We start from the raw sequence: 15,646 nt of genomic DNA on the forward strand, positions 1-15,646 counted from the left end.
GCGGCGGCTCAAGACAAGCCCGCGCCAGGCATCTGCTTGCGCACGCCGAAAATTCTGAATTCGTGCGTGCGCGGCAGAAGGGTCACATCTTTTGAGGAGCGGAAACGCCGATGGTCGCGAGACCGTTTTCGAGAACCTGACGCGTCGCCGCGAGCAGCGCGATGCGCGCGGTGCGTTCCTTTTCGTCGTCCACGAGCACGCGCTCCGCATTGTAGAACGAGTGAAATTCGCCAGCGAGATCGCGCAGATAGAACGCGACGGCGTGCGGCGCGAGTTCGTCGGCGGCGTGCGCGAGCATTTCGGGGAATTCGGCGAGCTTGTTGAGCAGCGCCATTGCGCGGTCGCTCGACAGCGGCGAGAGATCGGCCTGCGCTGCCTTCGAAATGTCGCCGCCGAACTTCTCCTTCCAGTCGTTCAGGATCGTGCAAATGCGCGCGTGCGCGTATTGCACGTAATAGACCGGATTCTCGTCGTTCTGCTTGAGCGCGAGGTCGATGTCGAACACGAATTCGGTGTCGGCCTTGCGCGAAATGAGGAAGAAGCGCACGGCATCGCGGCCGCGGCGGATGGTGTCCTCGTCGATCTGATCGGGCGCGGTTTCGTGGCCCGGCGTGAGTCCGCCCGACCATTCGATCAGATCGCGCACCGTCACGTAGCTGCCCGCGCGTTTGGAGATTTTCACTTCCTGGCCGTCGCGCATGACGGTGACCATCTTGTGCAGCACGTAGTCGGGATAGCCCTTCGGAATGCCGATGCCGAGTCCCTGCAAGCCGGCGCGCACGCGCGCGATCGTGCCGTGATGGTCCGAGCCCTGGATGTTGATGACCTTTGTGTAGCCGCGTTCCCACTTGGTCACGTGATACGCCACGTCCGGCACGAAGTACGTGTACGTGCCGTCGGACTTCTTCATGACGCGGTCCTTGTCGTCGCCGTCGTCGGTGGTGCGCAGCCACAGCGCGCCGTCCTGCTCGTACGTCTTGCCGGCATCGACGAGCGCCGCGACCGTCTTCTCGACACGGCCTTCCTTGTACAGCGACGACTCCAGATAGAACTGGTCGAACTTCACGCCGAACGCGGTGAGATCCATGTCCTGCTCGTGACGCAGATACGCGACCGCGAAATGACGGATGGCTTCGAGGTCCTCGACGTCGCCTTTGCCCTTCACCGGTTCGCCGTCCTTCGCCGCGACGGTTTCGCCCGCCATGTAGTCGCGCGCGATATCGGCGATGTACTCGCCGTTGTACGCCGCTTCCGGCCACTGCTCGTCGCCCGGCTTGAGGCCGCGCGCGCGCAGTTGCGTGGACGTGGCGAGATTGCCGATCTGCACGCCCGCGTCGTTGTAGTAGAACTCGCGATGCACGTCGTAGCCCTGCGTTTCGAGCAAGTTCGAGAGCGCATCGCCGAGCGCCGCCTGACGGCCGTGGCCGACATGCAGCGGGCCCGTCGGGTTCGCCGATACGAATTCGACGAGCACGTGCCTGCCGGCGTCGCGCGTCGAACGGCCGAACGCGGCGGCTTCGCCGAGCACGGCCGGGATCACGTCTTGCTTGGCCGTCGCCGAAAGACGCAGATTGATGAAGCCCGGACCCGCCACTTCGGCGCTCTCGACGAGACCCTTCGCGGCCGGCAGGCCGAGCACCGCATCGACGATCTGCTGCGCGAGCTGACGCGGATTCGCGCGCAGCGGCCTGGCGAGCTGCATCGCGACATTCGACGCCACGTCGCCGTGCGCCGCGACCTTCGGTCGTTCGAGGACGATCGTGGGCGTGACGAAGGCCGCTTCGCTGGCGCCTTGTGTGGCTTGCGCGACCTGCTTGACCGCGTCGGTGATGAGCGTTTCGAGAGTGTGTTTATGTGCGGGCAGCATGCTGAATGTGATCCAGTGGAGCGAGGGCTGACGGGGCGCGTTCCGGCGTGCATGCCGGCTCGGAAGGACGTCTTCGCGACGCGTTGGCCCCGCATGTGGTGTTGGCAGGCGAACGGAACCGGCCACCACATAAAGTGGGGATTTTAGCAGGTGCTAATATGTCGAATCAGGGTGTCGTCATGTTGTCAGGGAGACCGGCTCGTCTGCGCGTTTCGTTTGCAAACCGCCTATGACCCAACATAAACAAAAGGACCATGCCATGCTGATCACATTCAAATCCCCGGCCGCACCGGATGTCATCATGCTCGAGAACCTCGCGGAGTACTTGCTCGGCATCATCGGCAAGCAGCTCACGGCGCGGGGCGTCATCACGCACGATGAAATTCCCGCCGCCATTCAGAAGCTCGAAGCGGCGGTCGTCACCGACAAGAGAGAGCGCGCCGAGCACGACGGCCGTTTTCATGAAGGCGAAGAAGGACATGAGCCGCACGAGCTTCCCATCGGGCTCGCGCAGCGCGCGTTTCCTTTCCTCGACATGCTTCGCCTAGCGCAAAAGCACGACAAGGACATTCTCTGGGGCGTCTGAGGCGCGCGATTCGCAGCGACACAAAGAAAAACCCGCATCGTTTCCGATGCGGGTTTTTTTCTTCCGACGAAACGTCTGACGGCTTCAGTCGCGCTGCGGCGTGTTACTGCGACTGGCCGCCTTCCGGCCCGGCGGGTTTCGCGGGCGGATGTTGCTTCTTCGGCTTCTTCGGTTTCTTCTTGTGCTCGGTTTGCGGCGGCGAGTACGACGAAGCCTCGGTGCTGCTCGCCTGCGCGAAAGCGGCGGTACTCGACGCGGCGAGCAAAGCCGCGGTGATCGCTACGGTTACGGCGGACGTCATCTTCTTCATGCGACTTTCTCCGTTGACGAAAAGAATGCGTTGGCCGTCATGTCGACGGCTTATCGCGCTGACAAGTCTACGGAATTCAAAAATTTCCCGCCTGTTCCGTGCATATTCCGGCTATCAGTTGCGCGATATGTCGTTTTCACGATGCCTTAGCGCAACGGCGCGAGCGCGCGTTCGGCGTCGGAGGTCGAGATCGCCATGCGTTCGGCGTAGCTCGCGAGCTGATCGTCGCCGATCTTGCCCACCGAAAAGTACGTGCTGTCCGGATGCGCGATATAGAAGCCCGAGACGCTCGCGGCCGGCAGCATCGCGAGCGATTCGGTCACGCTCATGCCGATCTCGTTCGCTTGAAGCACTTCGAACATGTCGCGCTTGACGAGGTGATCCGGGCACGCCGGATAACCCGGCGCCGGACGAATGCCGACGTACTTCTCCGCGATCAGCGCATCGTTGTCGAGCGTCTCGTTCGCGGCGTAGCCCCACAATTCGCGGCGCACGCGCGCATGAAGCGCTTCGGCGAAGGCTTCCGCGAAACGGTCGGCGAGCGCCTTCAGCATGATCGCGCTGTAGTCGTCGTGATCGGCTTCGAACTGTTGTTCCTTTTTATCGACGCCGATGCCCGCCGTCACCGCGAACATGCCGATGTAGTCCTTCACGCCCGAATCCTTCGGCGCGATGAAATCGGCGAGCGAGCGGTTCGGGCGCATCACGCCATCGACGACCGGACGCACGCTTTGTTGACGCAGATTGCGCCACGTCATCGCCACTTGCGAGCGCGATTCGTCCGTGTAGATCTCGATGTCGTCGTCGTTCACGGTGTTGGCGGGCAAAAGCGTGATGACGCCGTTCGCCGTCAGCCAGCGGCCCTGAATGAGGCGCGAGAGCATCGACTTGCCGTCGGAGAACACGCGCCGCGCCGACTCGCCGACGATCTCGTCATTGAGAATCGCGGGATAGGGACCGGCGAGATCCCACGTCTGAAAGAACGGACCCCAGTCGATGTAATTCGCCAGTTCCGCGAGGTCGTAGTTCTTGAACACGCGCCGCCCGATGAAGCTCGGCTTCTTCGGCGCGTAGGCGCTCCAGTCGATCTTCGTCTTGTTGGCGCGCGCTTCGTCGTACGTGACCATCGGCTGCGCTTTGCGGTTCGCGTGCTGCGTGCGGATGCGCTCGTAGTCGCTCTTGAGTTCGTCGAGATACTTCGCCGCGCCTTCGTCCGACAACAGGCTCGACGCCACCGACACCGAACGCGACGCATCCGGCACGTACACGACCGGCCCTTCGTAATGCGGCGCGATCTTCACGGCGGTATGCACGCGCGAAGTCGTCGCGCCGCCGATGAGCAGCGGCGTCTGCTTGCCGCGGAAGTATTCGTCGCGCTGCATTTCGGACGCGACATAAGCCATCTCTTCGAGGCTCGGCGTGATCAGTCCCGACAGCCCGATGATGTCCGCGCCTTCTTCCTTCGCCTTCTGCAGGATGGTCGCGCAGGGCACCATCACGCCCATGTTGACCACTTCGAAGTTGTTGCACTGGAGCACGACCGACACGATGTTCTTGCCGATGTCGTGCACATCGCCCTTCACGGTCGCGATGACGATCTTGCCCTTCGGCCGCACGTCCGCGCCGGCATCGGCGAGACGCTTCTTCTCTTCTTCGATGAACGGGATCAGGTGCGCGACCGCCTGCTTCATCACGCGCGCCGACTTCACGACTTGCGGCAGGAACATCTTGCCCGCGCCGAACAGGTCGCCGACGATGTTCATGCCGTCCATCAGCGGGCCTTCGATCACGTTGATCGGACGACCGCCGGCCTTGTCGATCTTCTGCCGCACTTCTTCCGTATCTTCGACGATGAAGTTCGTGATGCCGTGCACGAGCGCATGCGACAGACGCGCCTCGACCGGCTGATTGCGCCATTCGAGGTTTTCTTCCTTCTTCGCGGCGCCGGTCTTGAACTTGTCCGCGATTTCGAGCAGACGGTCGGTGCCGTCCTCACGACGATTCAGCACGACGTCTTCCACGCGCTCGCGCAACTCGGCGTCGAGATCGGCATACACGCCGAGCTGGCCCGCGTTGACGATGCCCATGTCCATGCCAGCCTGAATCGCGTGATACAGAAACACGGTATGGATCGCCTCGCGCACCGGATCGTTGCCGCGAAACGAGAACGACACGTTCGACACGCCGCCGCTCACTTTCGCGTGCGGCAGGTTCTGCTTGATCCAGCGCGTCGCTTCGATGAAATCGACCGCGTAGTTGTTGTGCTCTTCGATGCCCGTCGCGATTGCGAAGATGTTCGGATCGAAGATGATGTCTTCGGGCTCGAAGCCGACTTCGTTCACGAGAATGTCGTAAGAGCGTTTGCAGATTTCCGTCTTGCGCTGAAACGTGTCGGCCTGGCCTTGCTCGTCGAAGGCCATCACCACCGATGCCGCGCCGTAGCGGCGAATCAGCTTCGCGTGATGAACGAACTGCTCCTTGCCTTCCTTCAGCGAGATCGAATTGACGATGGCCTTGCCTTGCACGCATTTCAGGCCCGCTTCGATCACGTCCCACTTCGACGAGTCGATCATGATCGGCACGCGCGCGATATCCGGCTCCGACGCGATCAGATTCAGGAAGCGCACCATCGCGGCTTTCGAATCGAGCATCGCTTCGTCCATGTTGATGTCGATGACCTGCGCGCCGTTCTCGACCTGCTGGCGCGCGACGGCGAGCGCTTCGTCGAACTGGCCGTTCAGGATCATGCGCGCGAACGCCTTCGAGCCGGTCACGTTCGTGCGCTCGCCGACGTTGATGAAAAGCGAGCCGTCGGTGACGTTGAACGGCTCGAGGCCGGAAAGACGCATCGTGTGATCGGTCATGTCTTGTTCTCTTCTCTGATTCAGGCGGCGTCGCGGTATTGCGAGGGGAAAGCGCGCGGCTTCACTTCGGCGAGCGCCTTCGCGATTTCCGCGATGTGCTCCGGCGTCGTGCCGCAGCAGCCGCCCGCGACGTTGACGAGCCCGGCGGACGCGAATTCCTTCAGCAATCCGGACGTTACGTCCGGCGTCTCGTCGAAGCCGGTGTCGCTCATCGGATTCGGCAGGCCCGCGTTCGGGTAGCAGGACACGTAGGTATCGCACAGCTTCGCCAGCTCGGCGATGTACGGACGCATCAGCGCCGCGCCGAGCGCGCAGTTCAGGCCGAACGTGAGCGGCTTCGCGTGACGCAGCGAGTTCCAGAACGCCTCGACCGTTTGCCCGGAGAGAATGCGGCCCGATGCATCGGTGACGGTGCCGGAGATCATGATCGGCACGAGTTCGCCGGTGTCCTCGAACAGTTGATCGAGCGCGAACAGCGCGGCCTTTGCATTGAGCGTGTCGAAGATCGTTTCGACGAGGAACAGATCGCAGCCCGCATCGAGCAGCGCCTTCGCCTGCTCGTAGTACGCGTCGCGCAGTTCGTCGAAGGTCACGTTGCGCGCGCCCGGATCGTTCACGTCGGGCGAAATGCTCGCGGTCTTCGGCGTCGGTCCGATCGCGCCCGCGACGAAACGCGGCTTGTCGGGCGTCGAGTATTTGTCGCAGGCTTCGCGCGCAAGCTTCGCCGACTCGATGTTCATCTCGGCGGCGAGGTCTTCCATGCCGTAATCGGCTTGGGCGACACGCGTCGCGCCGAACGTGTTCGTTTCGAGGATGTCCGCGCCCGCAGCCAGATACTGCTCGTGAATCTCGCGGATCACCTGCGGCTGCGTGATCGACAGCAGTTCGTTATTGCCCTTGATGTCGCGGCCGTAGTCCTTGAAGCGCTCGCCGCGATACGCGGCTTCGTCGAGCTTGTAGCGCTGGATCATCGTGCCCATCGCGCCGTCGAGAATCAGGATGCGCTTTTGCAGCAGCGCGGGCAGCGCGGCGCCGCGCGTATAGGCGCGCGCGGGGGCTTTCGGAATGGCGTTCTGGGTCATGACGGACGGGGCCTGCACCAAATGTGAAATAGCCTGACATTGTAGCCGCAGCGCGCAACGGTCGCTCCCGATGGGCGGGCGCGTGCGCGATTCCGGGCGGGCAAAAAAAGAACCCCGCCTGGCGCGGGCGGGGTCTTTGGGAAGTGGCGAGTGTCGCCTGTGCCGCTGGTCCGGGCGGCGGCGGGCGCGAGCGGCATGGCGCCGCACGCGCGCGTGCATGCATCAGTGAAGCACGACGGGTTGATTCATCAAGATATCGAACTGGCCGAGGAATTCATCGACATCCTCGAGCGACGGCTCTTCAGCGATCAACTGTTGCACGTGCTCGCGAAACTTCGCCGCGAGCGCGCCGTCGATGAAGATCTCCCGCTGCGTGTTCTTGTCGACGATCTCGTAGCCGCCCGCCTTCATGGCGAGGTGGTTGTCTTGCGGCGGAAATTCGACGACGCAATAGTTGGGGCTGTTGTAGATCATTTGCATGGCGACACTCCTTATTCCTTGTTTGCTCCGTGGCAATCCTGAATCGTAGTTGGAGCGATTGGGTTGGAATTCAAGGGGTGGCCTCGACGTGATGCCGGTTGTATCGAGGCTTTCTTTTGCAACAAAAACAGGAAGAATCAACTCGAACCGCGCAAGAAGTTCCCCAATAAAGCGGAGAAGCGCTGCGATTCCTCCACCGGTGCAAGGTGCGCGGCGTTAAGTAATTCGAAGCGTGCGCCCGGCACCGTGTCTGCGACAACCTTTGAAGCAGCATGCGGCGTGCCAACATCCTTTTCACCCGCGACGACGAGCGTGCGCTGCTTCACGGAAGCCAGTTTGTCTCGCGCATCGAAACGGCTGATCGCCTCCGCCGCGCGCGCGAAACCCTCGACGGGCGTGCGCGCGATCGTGTCCGCGATCGGCTCGGTCACTTCAGGGTGCGCCTTGCGGAACTCCGGCGTGAGCCAGCGTTCGAGCGTGGCTTCCACGATACTCGCTGTCCCGTGTTCGCGCACGGATGCTGCACGTTGCGCGAATGTCGGACGCGCGTCCTCGGGAATAAAGGCGGGCGCGCCCACGACCGTCAGCGAATCCACTTTGTCGGCATGGTTGATCGCGAATTTCTGCGCGACCATGCCGCCTATCGACAGCCCGACCACATGTGCCGAAGGCGCGCCGAGTTTGTCGAGCAGTTGCGCGAGATCGTCGGCGAGATCGTCGATCGTGAACGAATCCGGCGACACGGTCGTTTCGCCGTGTCCGCGCAGGTCGTAGCGCAACACGGTGAAGTCGTCGCGGAAGTAGCCGGCCATCTGATCCCAGATCGAAAGATCGCCGGCGAGCTGATGGATGAAGACGAGCCAGGGACCGCCGCCTTCGTTGTCGAGAACATAGCGTGTATCGATGCGATTGATCGTCAACTGCATATCGGCTCCGTAAAGAATGCGCTCGTGCCTGACATGACGGAGTGTGACGGCCCCGTTACGGTTTGTCCGCGGCGGGCGTGCTCGGCATGGCGGGCGCGGATTCATCAGACGCAGCTTGCGTGCCCGAGGTGACATCCTGTGCCGCCGCCGGCGGCGCGGCGAGCTTGCCTGCCCAGAGCAGTTCGATTTGCATTCCGTTCGGCTCGGTTTGCAGAATCCGCACGGGCAGCCAGCCGATCGACGGCGCGAGCCAGATATCGAGCTTGCGGCGGTCGCCTTCCTTGCGCGGCAGGCGCGTGAAGTGGCGCGCCGTCGTAAAGCCGCCGCGCGCCTCCACGGTTTCGTCGCCGACGGTTTCTATCGGCCAGATTTCGTTGCTGTCGTTATCCGCGACGCTGAATTGCCGCGTGACGCCCGGCTTGTACTTGTCCGGCGCGCCGCGCACGAGGCTCGCCAACTGCATGACGACGCTGAAGCGGTCCTGCGCGCCGTCCGCGAGCGGCTGGCTTTGCGGCGTTTTCGTGTAGACGATCTGCTTCGTTTCGCGATTGAAGATGGCGATATCGGCGGCACGGCGGCCGCGCTGTTCCGAATACTGTTCCGGCGCGATGCCGAAGCCGTCGATATGGCCTTTGCTCGAATACACATACGGACCGACGAAAGGCAGCGGGATCGAGACGATCATTTCGTAATGCTGGCCGTCGTTGCTCCAGTGAATCGTGCCGGTCTGATTCATCATGCCGTTCACGAGCGTGTCGTAACGTAAATCGCCCGTGGGCGGGACGCTGAACTTGTCGCCCGATGCGGCGCTGGGTTGCGGCGCGGTCTGCGAAGCGGGCGACGGCGCTTGAGCCTGCGGCATTTGCGCGGGAGCGGAAGCGGCTGCGGGCGCGTCGGACTCTGGCGTCGCAGCGCTCAGCACCGGAGCGGGCGAAGGCTTCGGCGCAGGCGCGGCGAGCTTCGGAGACGCGACGGGTTCCGGAGACGCGGCCGGTTTCGGCGGCGCGGGCGGCGTCGGCGCGGGCGGCGCGATCGGCTTGGGCGTCAGCAATTCCACCTGCACGGGCGGCGTTTCGGGCGGCGCGTTCGCCGGCTGACGGTTGTGCTCGATCCACCGCATCGCGCTCAGATGCAGGCCCGCAACGACGAGCACGGCCAGCACCCAGCGTCCCCAGCGGCGGGGCGCGGCGGATTCGATAGCGGCATCGGGCGGCTCGCCGGACGCGGGGCGAGGACGGCGGAATTGAAACAGTGACATCGTGGAAAGCGTGAAAAGCGCGTGTTACGGACGATCGGGCGAAAGGCATAAGACATGCGCGAGGGAAACGATGTTCCTGGCCCCAACGACGGACATTTTCAGCGCTCGCTCGCCTTGTGCCCCAATTCGTACGACAGGCCCCGTGCGCACTCGCGCAAGGCAGAGTCGATTTCGCCGCCCCAGCGCGTGTCGAACGTGCCTTCGTGCCCGAGCGCGATGAGACCGAGCGCGAGTTCGCCCGTCGAATCGAAGACCGGCGTGCAGAACGCGTGGATCGTCGGCAGCAGCATGCCTTCGACGCGCGCCGCGCCGTGCTCGCGCACTTCGGCGAGAAGCGGCTCGACATCGGCCATCGTCTGCTTCATTGCAGCGAGCTCGCGATCGAGCATCGGCTGCGTCTTGCTGCGCGGCAGATACGCGGCGAAAAGCAGACCCGTCGCGGATGAAAGCAGCGGCATCACGTCGCCCAGCTTGAGCGATGCCTTCGCCGGATGGCTCGATTCCATCCAGTGCACGACGGTCGGCCCCTGATTGCCCCACACCGCGATGCCGACCGTCTGATCCAGCCGGTCGCGCAGTTCCGCGAGCGCGATGCGCGCCAGCCGCACGCCATCGACGCGCGCAAGCCGCGCGAGGCCCATTTGCAACGCGAAACCGCCGAGTTCGTAGCGCCCGGAAACCGGATCCTGCGATGCGACGCCGAGCCGCAAAAAACTCACCAGATAGCGATGCGCCTTTGCCGGGCTCATGCCCGCGCGTTGGGCGAGATCGCGCAGCATCATCGCGCGCGGCTCGTTGGTGAGGACGTCGAGCAGCCGGAAGCCGACTTCGATCGACTGAATGCCGGAGCGCGTTTTTTCTTCGGCGGCGTCGCTGGTGTCTTCGTCGTCGGTGAGAGAGGTGGATTGCATGTGCGAAAAGGCCTATGCCGTTCGGCCGAGTGCCGGCGGCGGATTCACCATCGTAAAATACATTTCCTTTAACGTCACCCGCGTCACCACGCTCACCCGGCACTGCTCCATGAAACTTGCAACCTTGAAGGACGGCACGCGCGACGGCCAGCTGATCGTCGTCTCGCGCGACCTGCGCACGGCCGCAATCGCCGATGGAATCGTCTCGACGCTGCAACGCGCGCTCGACGACTGGACCTTTTACGCGCCGCAACTCATGGAAGTCTACGAAGCGCTGAACGCCGGCCGCGCGCGCAACAGCTTTTCGTTCGATCCGAAAGCCTGCATGGCGCCGTTGCCGCGCGCGTTCCAGTGGGCGGACGGCTCCTCGTACGTGAATCACGTCGAGCTCGTGCGAAAGGCGCGCAAAGCGGAAATGCCGCCCGAATTCTGGACCGATCCGCTGATGTATCAAGGCGGCAGCGACGACTTCATCGGCCCGACGGACGACATCGTGTGCGCGACGGAATCGTATGGCATCGACTTCGAAGCGGAAGTCGCCGTCATCACGTCCGACGTACACATGGCCGCGATGCCCGACGAAGCGCTTCGCAGCGTGCGCCTGCTGATGCTCGTCAACGACGTCTCGCTGCGCAATCTCATTCCCGCCGAACTTGCGAAGGGCTTCGGCTTTTTCCAGAGCAAGCCCGCGACCGCGTTCTCGCCGGTTGCCGTGACGCCCGACGAACTCGGCGACGCGTGGCGCGAAGGGCGCGTGCATCGCCCGATGATCGTGCACTGGAACGGCAGGAAAGTCGGTCAGCCGGACTGCGGCACCGACATGGTCTTCCACTTCGGCCAGCTCATCGCGCACGCGGCGAAGACGCGCAATCTGCGCGCGGGCTCGATCGTCGGCTCGGGCACGATCTCGAACAAGGACACGAAGCGCGGCTACTGCTGCATCGCCGAGAAGCGCTGTCTGGAGACGATCGAGCACGGCGCGCCGCAGACAGAGTTCATGAAATTCGGCGACAGCGTGAAGATCGAAATGTTCGACGAAGAAGGCAAGTCGATCTTCGGCGCAATCGATCAGGCGGTCGTGCAACCGGAGCATTGAACGGGTTTCGCCCGATGCGGCGCGCCCAAGCCTCGCCTTACACTTTGCCGGGCTGCTCTTCGGGCAGCACAAGAACGATCAAAAAAAGGAGACTTCGATGGCGGCAGGCAAGTGGAAATTTCTGGCGGGCGCGGCATTCGCGCTCGCCGCCGCGACGGTGGCAACGGCGGCATTCGCGCAGACGGCGCAGCACGTGAAGATCGGTCTCGTGCTGTCGCTTACGGGGCCGGCCGCGTCGCTCGGCATTCCCGCGCGCGATACCGTCGCGCTCTTGCCGAAGGAAATGGGTGGCAAGCCCGTCGACTACATCGTGCTCGACGACGCCTCCGACACCACGCAGGCCGTGCAAAGCACGAAGAAGCTCATCAGCGAGGATCAGGTCGATGCGATCATCGGCTCGTCGATCACGCCGAACTCGCTCGCGATGATCGATGTCGTCGCGCAAGGCCAAACGCCGATGATCTCGCTGGCGTCGTCGGCGAAGATCATCGAGCCTGTCGACGACAAGCGCCGCTGGGTCTTCAAGACGCCGCAAACCGACGCGATGATGGCCTCCGCGATCATCGCGCATGCGAGCAATCATGGCGTGAAGACGCTTGCGTACATCGGCCAGGCGGACGCGCTCGGCGAGACCTTCTACGCCGAAGTCGCGAAGTTCGCGCAGCTGCACAAGATCGAAGTGGTCGCGAATGAACGCTTCAATCGCACCGATCCGAGCGTGACCGGGCAGATCCTGAAGATTCTCGCGGCCAAGCCCGATGCGGTGGTCGTCGGCGCGGCCGGCACGCCCGCCGCGCTGCCGCCGAAAACGCTCGCGCAGCGCGGCTTCAAAGGCAAGGTCTATCACAATCACGGCGTCGGCAACCGCGACTTCCTGCGCGTGTGCGGCGCGGATTGCAACGGCACGTTCCTGCCCGCGAGCCCGGTGCTCGTCGCCGCGCAGTTGCCCGACGACCATCCGGCCAAGCGGCTCGCACTCGAATACATCAAACTGTACGAGGCGAAGCAGGGCGCGGGCACGGTCTCGGCGTTCGGCTCGTATGCGTGGGACGCGGGCATGCTGCTCAATCGCGCGGTGCCTATCGCGATGAAAGCGGGCGCGCCCGGCACGCCGGCGTTTCGCGCCGCGCTGCGCGATGCGCTCGAAGGCACGAAGAATTTCTCCGACACCAACGGGCAGGTCAACATGTCGCCCAACGATCACATCGGCCTCGATCAGCGCGCGCGCGTGATGGTCGAGATCCGCGACGGCAAGTGGGTCTATCAGCCGCGCTAACCTTCAATCGACGAGACCATGAGCGATCTATCCATGTATTCGGGCTATAAGTCGCTCGAACTGCGCCGCCATCCGCATGGCGTGCTCGAAGTCGTCATGCCCGGCGCGGGCGCGAACAACAGCGGCCTGTCCACCGCCGACGCCAACATGCATCGCGAGCTCGCGGATATCTGGCGCGACATCGATCGCGATCCGGACACGCGCGTCGCGCTCATTCGCGGCGAAGGCAAGGGCTTTTCGGCGGGCGGCGATCTCGGGCTCGTCGAAGAGATGGCGAACGATTTCGACGTGCGCGCGCGGGTGTGGCGCGAGGCGCGCGATCTCGTCTATAACGTGATCAACTGCGGCAAGCCGATCGTCTCCGCGATGCACGGTCCGGCGGTCGGCGCGGGGCTGGTCGCGGGCTTGCTCGCCGATATTTCGATCGCGTCGAAGTCGGCGCGCATCATCGATGGGCATACGCGGCTCGGCGTCGCGGCGGGCGATCACGCGGCGATCGTCTGGCCGCTGCTGTGCGGCATGGCGAAGGCCAAGTACTATCTGCTGCTGTGCGAGCCGGTGAGCGGCGAGGAGGCGGAACGCATCGGGCTGGTGTCGCTCGCCGTCGACGAGAACGAACTCATGCCGAAGGCAATCGAAGTGGCGAACCGTCTGGCGCAAGGTTCGCAGACCGCGATTCGCTGGACCAAGTACGCGCTCAACAACTGGCTGCGCTCGGCGGGGCCGACTTTCGATACGTCGCTCGCGCTCGAATTCATGGGCTTCGCGGGGCCGGACGTGCACGAAGGCATGCGCTCGCTGCGCGAACGGCGCGCGCCGGATTTCCCCGGCGGCGCGCCGTTCTGAACCGCGCGAACCTCACACGAAAACAAGGAGAGTCGAATGACCGATAACGCCGGCGGCACGCCGCCCTACACGATTCCCGGTTTTCCCGGATTCGGCCAGGCCGACATGATGGGCAAGATGTGGGAACTGATGCGCCTGAATCCGTTCGCCGCCGCGATGCCCGGCGGCGGGCAGGGCATGGGCCCCTCGCTCTCGATGATGTCCGATATGCTCGCTCCGCTCACCAACATCGAAGAACTCGACAAGCGCGTGACCGACATGCGCGCCGTCGAGCACTGGCTGAAGCTCAATCTCAACATGCTGCAATCGGCGATTCAGGCGCTCGAAGTGCAGCGCGCGACGCTCGCGACGCTGCGCGCGTTCGGCGCGTTCGCTCAGACGTCCGTCGAGAGCGCGCACACCGCGGCGGCGGAGAATGCGAAGGCCGCGTCAGCCGGATGGCCGATGGGCGGCGCGGCGAAGACCGATGCCCCGAAGCAGGAAGCGTCGGGCGCCGGGCCCGCGAGCGAGGCATCGGCTGAAGGCGAAGACGCTTCGGGGCAGACTTCAGCGCCGCCGCCCGGCTTCGATCCGACCGGCTGGTGGAACGTGCTGCAATCGCAGTTCAATCAGCTTGCGCATCTCGCGATGATTCAGCCCGGCATGAGCGGCCCGCTCAACCCGATGGGCGCCGCGGGCGCGCAGCCGGCCGCCGCTGGTGAGAACGCCGCGGAGCAGCCCGCCAACGACGCCGATGAAAGGCCCGACGCGGCGGCCGCGAAGAAGGCGGCCGCGCGCAAGACGGCGCCGCGCAAGAAACCCGGCTGACTACGCGCGTTCCGGCGCGCTCACTTCCCTCACTACGACCGGCGGCGCGCATAGCGCCGCCGCGCTCGCCAATTCCCCTCGACGCGCACATTTCCGTAGCCGAAACGCATCTCAGCACCGACGCACATTTCGATTTTGTCTATGATGAAAGCTTGACGGTGCGGAATCTTTGTCCATCTATCGGCGTTGGGCACGCAATCTGCATCGAATGCGATATTTCGTTCGAACCGATCTGTCCATGACAAACTCATCAGAACAAGATTTCGATTCGGATTCGATCTCCGATGGCCCCGAGCGTCCGGAACCCGTGCCGCCAAGCGCCGCAACGGCGGGCGCGACCGGCATAGGCATCGGCGCGATCGCTCAGGAGATTGGTCTGACGAAGGACACTTTGCGTGTCTGGGAGCGCCGGTATGGATTTCCGCAGCCGATGCGCACTTCCGGCGGGGAGCGGCTGTATCCGCAGGAACAGGTGACGAAGCTGCGGCTCGTGAAGCGATTGCTCGACGCGGGACATCGGCCGAGCAAAGTGCTCGGGCAATCGATCGATGCGCTGCAGCAACTGGCCGAAAGCTCGGGCGTCGGCCAGGACGCGCCGGACGCCGAGCTCGACCATCTGATCTCGCTGCTGCGCGCGGGCGCTTATGACGATTTCCGCTTCGGCCTGCTGAAGCGCGCAACGCGCGACGGCCTCGAACGCTTCGTGCTGGATGTCGCGGCGCCGCTGTCGGCGCGCATCGGCAATGCGTGGGCGGCGGGCACGTTGCAGGTCTATCACGAACATCTGTTCAGCGAGGCGATCCAGTCGACGCTGCGCACGCTGATACGTCCGCTCTCGGATGCCGTGCGCGGGCGCAACGGCCGTCCGCGCGTGCTGCTCACGACGCTTTCCGGCGAAGGTCACGGCCTCGGCATCCTGATGGCCGAGGCGATGTTCACGCTATCCGAGTGCGAATGCGTGCAACTGGGATTGCAGACGCCGCTGCACGATATCGTCGATGCCGTGTCGGTGCACAAGATCGATATCGTCGCGCTGTCGTTCACGGCGGTGCTGCCGGCGCAGTCCATTTCGACCGGGCTGACCGACCTGCGCAACCTGCTGCCGCCGCACGTCCGCATCTGGGTTGGCGGCAGCAGCCCGGCGCTGCGCCGCAAGTTCGACGACGGCGTGCATCACATCGCGGGGTTGACCCCGATCGATGAGACCGTCGCGGATTGGCGTCAATCCACCGTGCTATGATCGACGACGCCCGAAACGTCGGGCATTGGCGCGGAAATCCGCATCAAGCGCGCATCGCATCGTTGTCATGCGCGCACGTCATACTGCGCGGCCGGCG

Annotated in this window: 14 protein-coding genes; 6 read left to right on the top strand and 8 right to left on the bottom strand. The window is 64.0% G+C overall.

What is annotated here, in order from left to right:
• Positions 1 to 82: 82 nt before the first annotated feature.
• Positions 83 to 1,867, bottom strand: coding sequence for an arginine--tRNA ligase (gene argS, locus NCS00_RS01290; protein WP_008351855.1), 1,785 nt, complete (start codon positions 1,865 to 1,867; stop codon positions 83 to 85).
• Between the two features lie 259 nt (positions 1,868 to 2,126).
• Here argS and NCS00_RS01295 point away from each other — a divergent pair, with 259 nt between their 5' ends.
• On the top strand, positions 2,127 to 2,453 hold the full coding sequence (locus tag NCS00_RS01295; protein WP_008351853.1) for a DUF1840 domain-containing protein: 327 nt from the start codon (positions 2,127 to 2,129) through the stop codon (positions 2,451 to 2,453).
• Between the two features lie 103 nt (positions 2,454 to 2,556).
• On the opposite strand, the gene NCS00_RS01300 is transcribed toward NCS00_RS01295, so the two are convergent.
• The 7 genes from NCS00_RS01300 to NCS00_RS01330 all read right to left on the bottom strand — a co-directional run bounded on the left by NCS00_RS01300 (position 2,557) and on the right by NCS00_RS01330 (position 10,284).
• Positions 2,557 to 2,763, bottom strand: a complete 207-nt coding sequence (locus NCS00_RS01300; RefSeq protein ID WP_008351852.1) for a hypothetical protein — start codon at positions 2,761 to 2,763, stop codon at positions 2,557 to 2,559.
• Positions 2,764 to 2,909: 146 nt separating this feature from the next.
• Positions 2,910 to 5,651 carry a methionine synthase gene (metH, locus tag NCS00_RS01305; protein ID WP_275445841.1) on the bottom strand — a complete coding sequence of 914 codons (2,742 nt, stop codon included), beginning with the start codon at positions 5,649 to 5,651 and terminating at the stop codon, positions 2,910 to 2,912.
• Entirely contained in the window at positions 5,648 to 6,709 is a 1,062-nt protein-coding gene (locus NCS00_RS01310; RefSeq protein WP_008351850.1) for a homocysteine S-methyltransferase family protein, read from the bottom strand. The genes metH and NCS00_RS01310 overlap by 4 nt, the downstream gene beginning before the upstream one ends.
• A gap of 222 nt (positions 6,710 to 6,931) precedes the next feature.
• Positions 6,932 to 7,189, bottom strand: a complete 258-nt coding sequence (locus NCS00_RS01315; protein ID WP_008351849.1) for a BTH_I0359 family protein — start codon at positions 7,187 to 7,189, stop codon at positions 6,932 to 6,934.
• A 137-nt stretch (positions 7,190 to 7,326) separates the two neighbouring features.
• Positions 7,327 to 8,115 carry an alpha/beta fold hydrolase gene (locus tag NCS00_RS01320; protein WP_008351848.1) on the bottom strand — a complete coding sequence of 263 codons (789 nt, stop codon included), beginning with the start codon at positions 8,113 to 8,115 and terminating at the stop codon, positions 7,327 to 7,329.
• A gap of 55 nt (positions 8,116 to 8,170) precedes the next feature.
• A complete protein-coding gene (locus NCS00_RS01325; RefSeq protein WP_250438902.1) occupies positions 8,171 to 9,373 on the bottom strand; it encodes a DUF3108 domain-containing protein in 1,203 nt (400 codons plus the stop codon).
• A 98-nt stretch (positions 9,374 to 9,471) separates the two neighbouring features.
• Complete coding sequence (locus NCS00_RS01330; protein ID WP_250438904.1) at positions 9,472 to 10,284, bottom strand: IclR family transcriptional regulator; 813 nt, start codon at positions 10,282 to 10,284, stop codon at positions 9,472 to 9,474.
• Positions 10,285 to 10,393: 109 nt separating this feature from the next.
• Between NCS00_RS01330 and NCS00_RS01335 the strand changes: the two genes are divergently transcribed.
• The 5 genes from NCS00_RS01335 (at position 10,394) to NCS00_RS01355 (ending at position 15,549) form a co-directional block, all read left to right on the top strand.
• Positions 10,394 to 11,380, top strand: a complete 987-nt coding sequence (locus NCS00_RS01335) for a fumarylacetoacetate hydrolase family protein (RefSeq protein ID WP_175979741.1) — start codon at positions 10,394 to 10,396, stop codon at positions 11,378 to 11,380.
• 97 nt (positions 11,381 to 11,477) lie between these two features.
• Positions 11,478 to 12,656, top strand: coding sequence for an ABC transporter substrate-binding protein (locus tag NCS00_RS01340; protein WP_250438915.1), 1,179 nt, complete (start codon positions 11,478 to 11,480; stop codon positions 12,654 to 12,656).
• Positions 12,657 to 12,674: 18 nt separating this feature from the next.
• Positions 12,675 to 13,502, top strand: a complete 828-nt coding sequence (locus NCS00_RS01345; RefSeq protein WP_250438924.1) for an enoyl-CoA hydratase/isomerase family protein — start codon at positions 12,675 to 12,677, stop codon at positions 13,500 to 13,502.
• Positions 13,503 to 13,538: 36 nt separating this feature from the next.
• On the top strand, positions 13,539 to 14,309 hold the full coding sequence (locus NCS00_RS01350; RefSeq protein ID WP_250438926.1) for a PhaM family polyhydroxyalkanoate granule multifunctional regulatory protein: 771 nt from the start codon (positions 13,539 to 13,541) through the stop codon (positions 14,307 to 14,309).
• 238 nt (positions 14,310 to 14,547) lie between these two features.
• Positions 14,548 to 15,549, top strand: a complete 1,002-nt coding sequence (locus NCS00_RS01355) for a MerR family transcriptional regulator (protein WP_250438935.1) — start codon at positions 14,548 to 14,550, stop codon at positions 15,547 to 15,549.
• Positions 15,550 to 15,646 lie beyond the last annotated feature (97 nt).

Source organism: Caballeronia sp. AZ1_KS37, assembly GCF_023631165.1.
In the GTDB taxonomy this organism is placed as follows: domain Bacteria; phylum Pseudomonadota; class Gammaproteobacteria; order Burkholderiales; family Burkholderiaceae; genus Caballeronia; species Caballeronia zhejiangensis.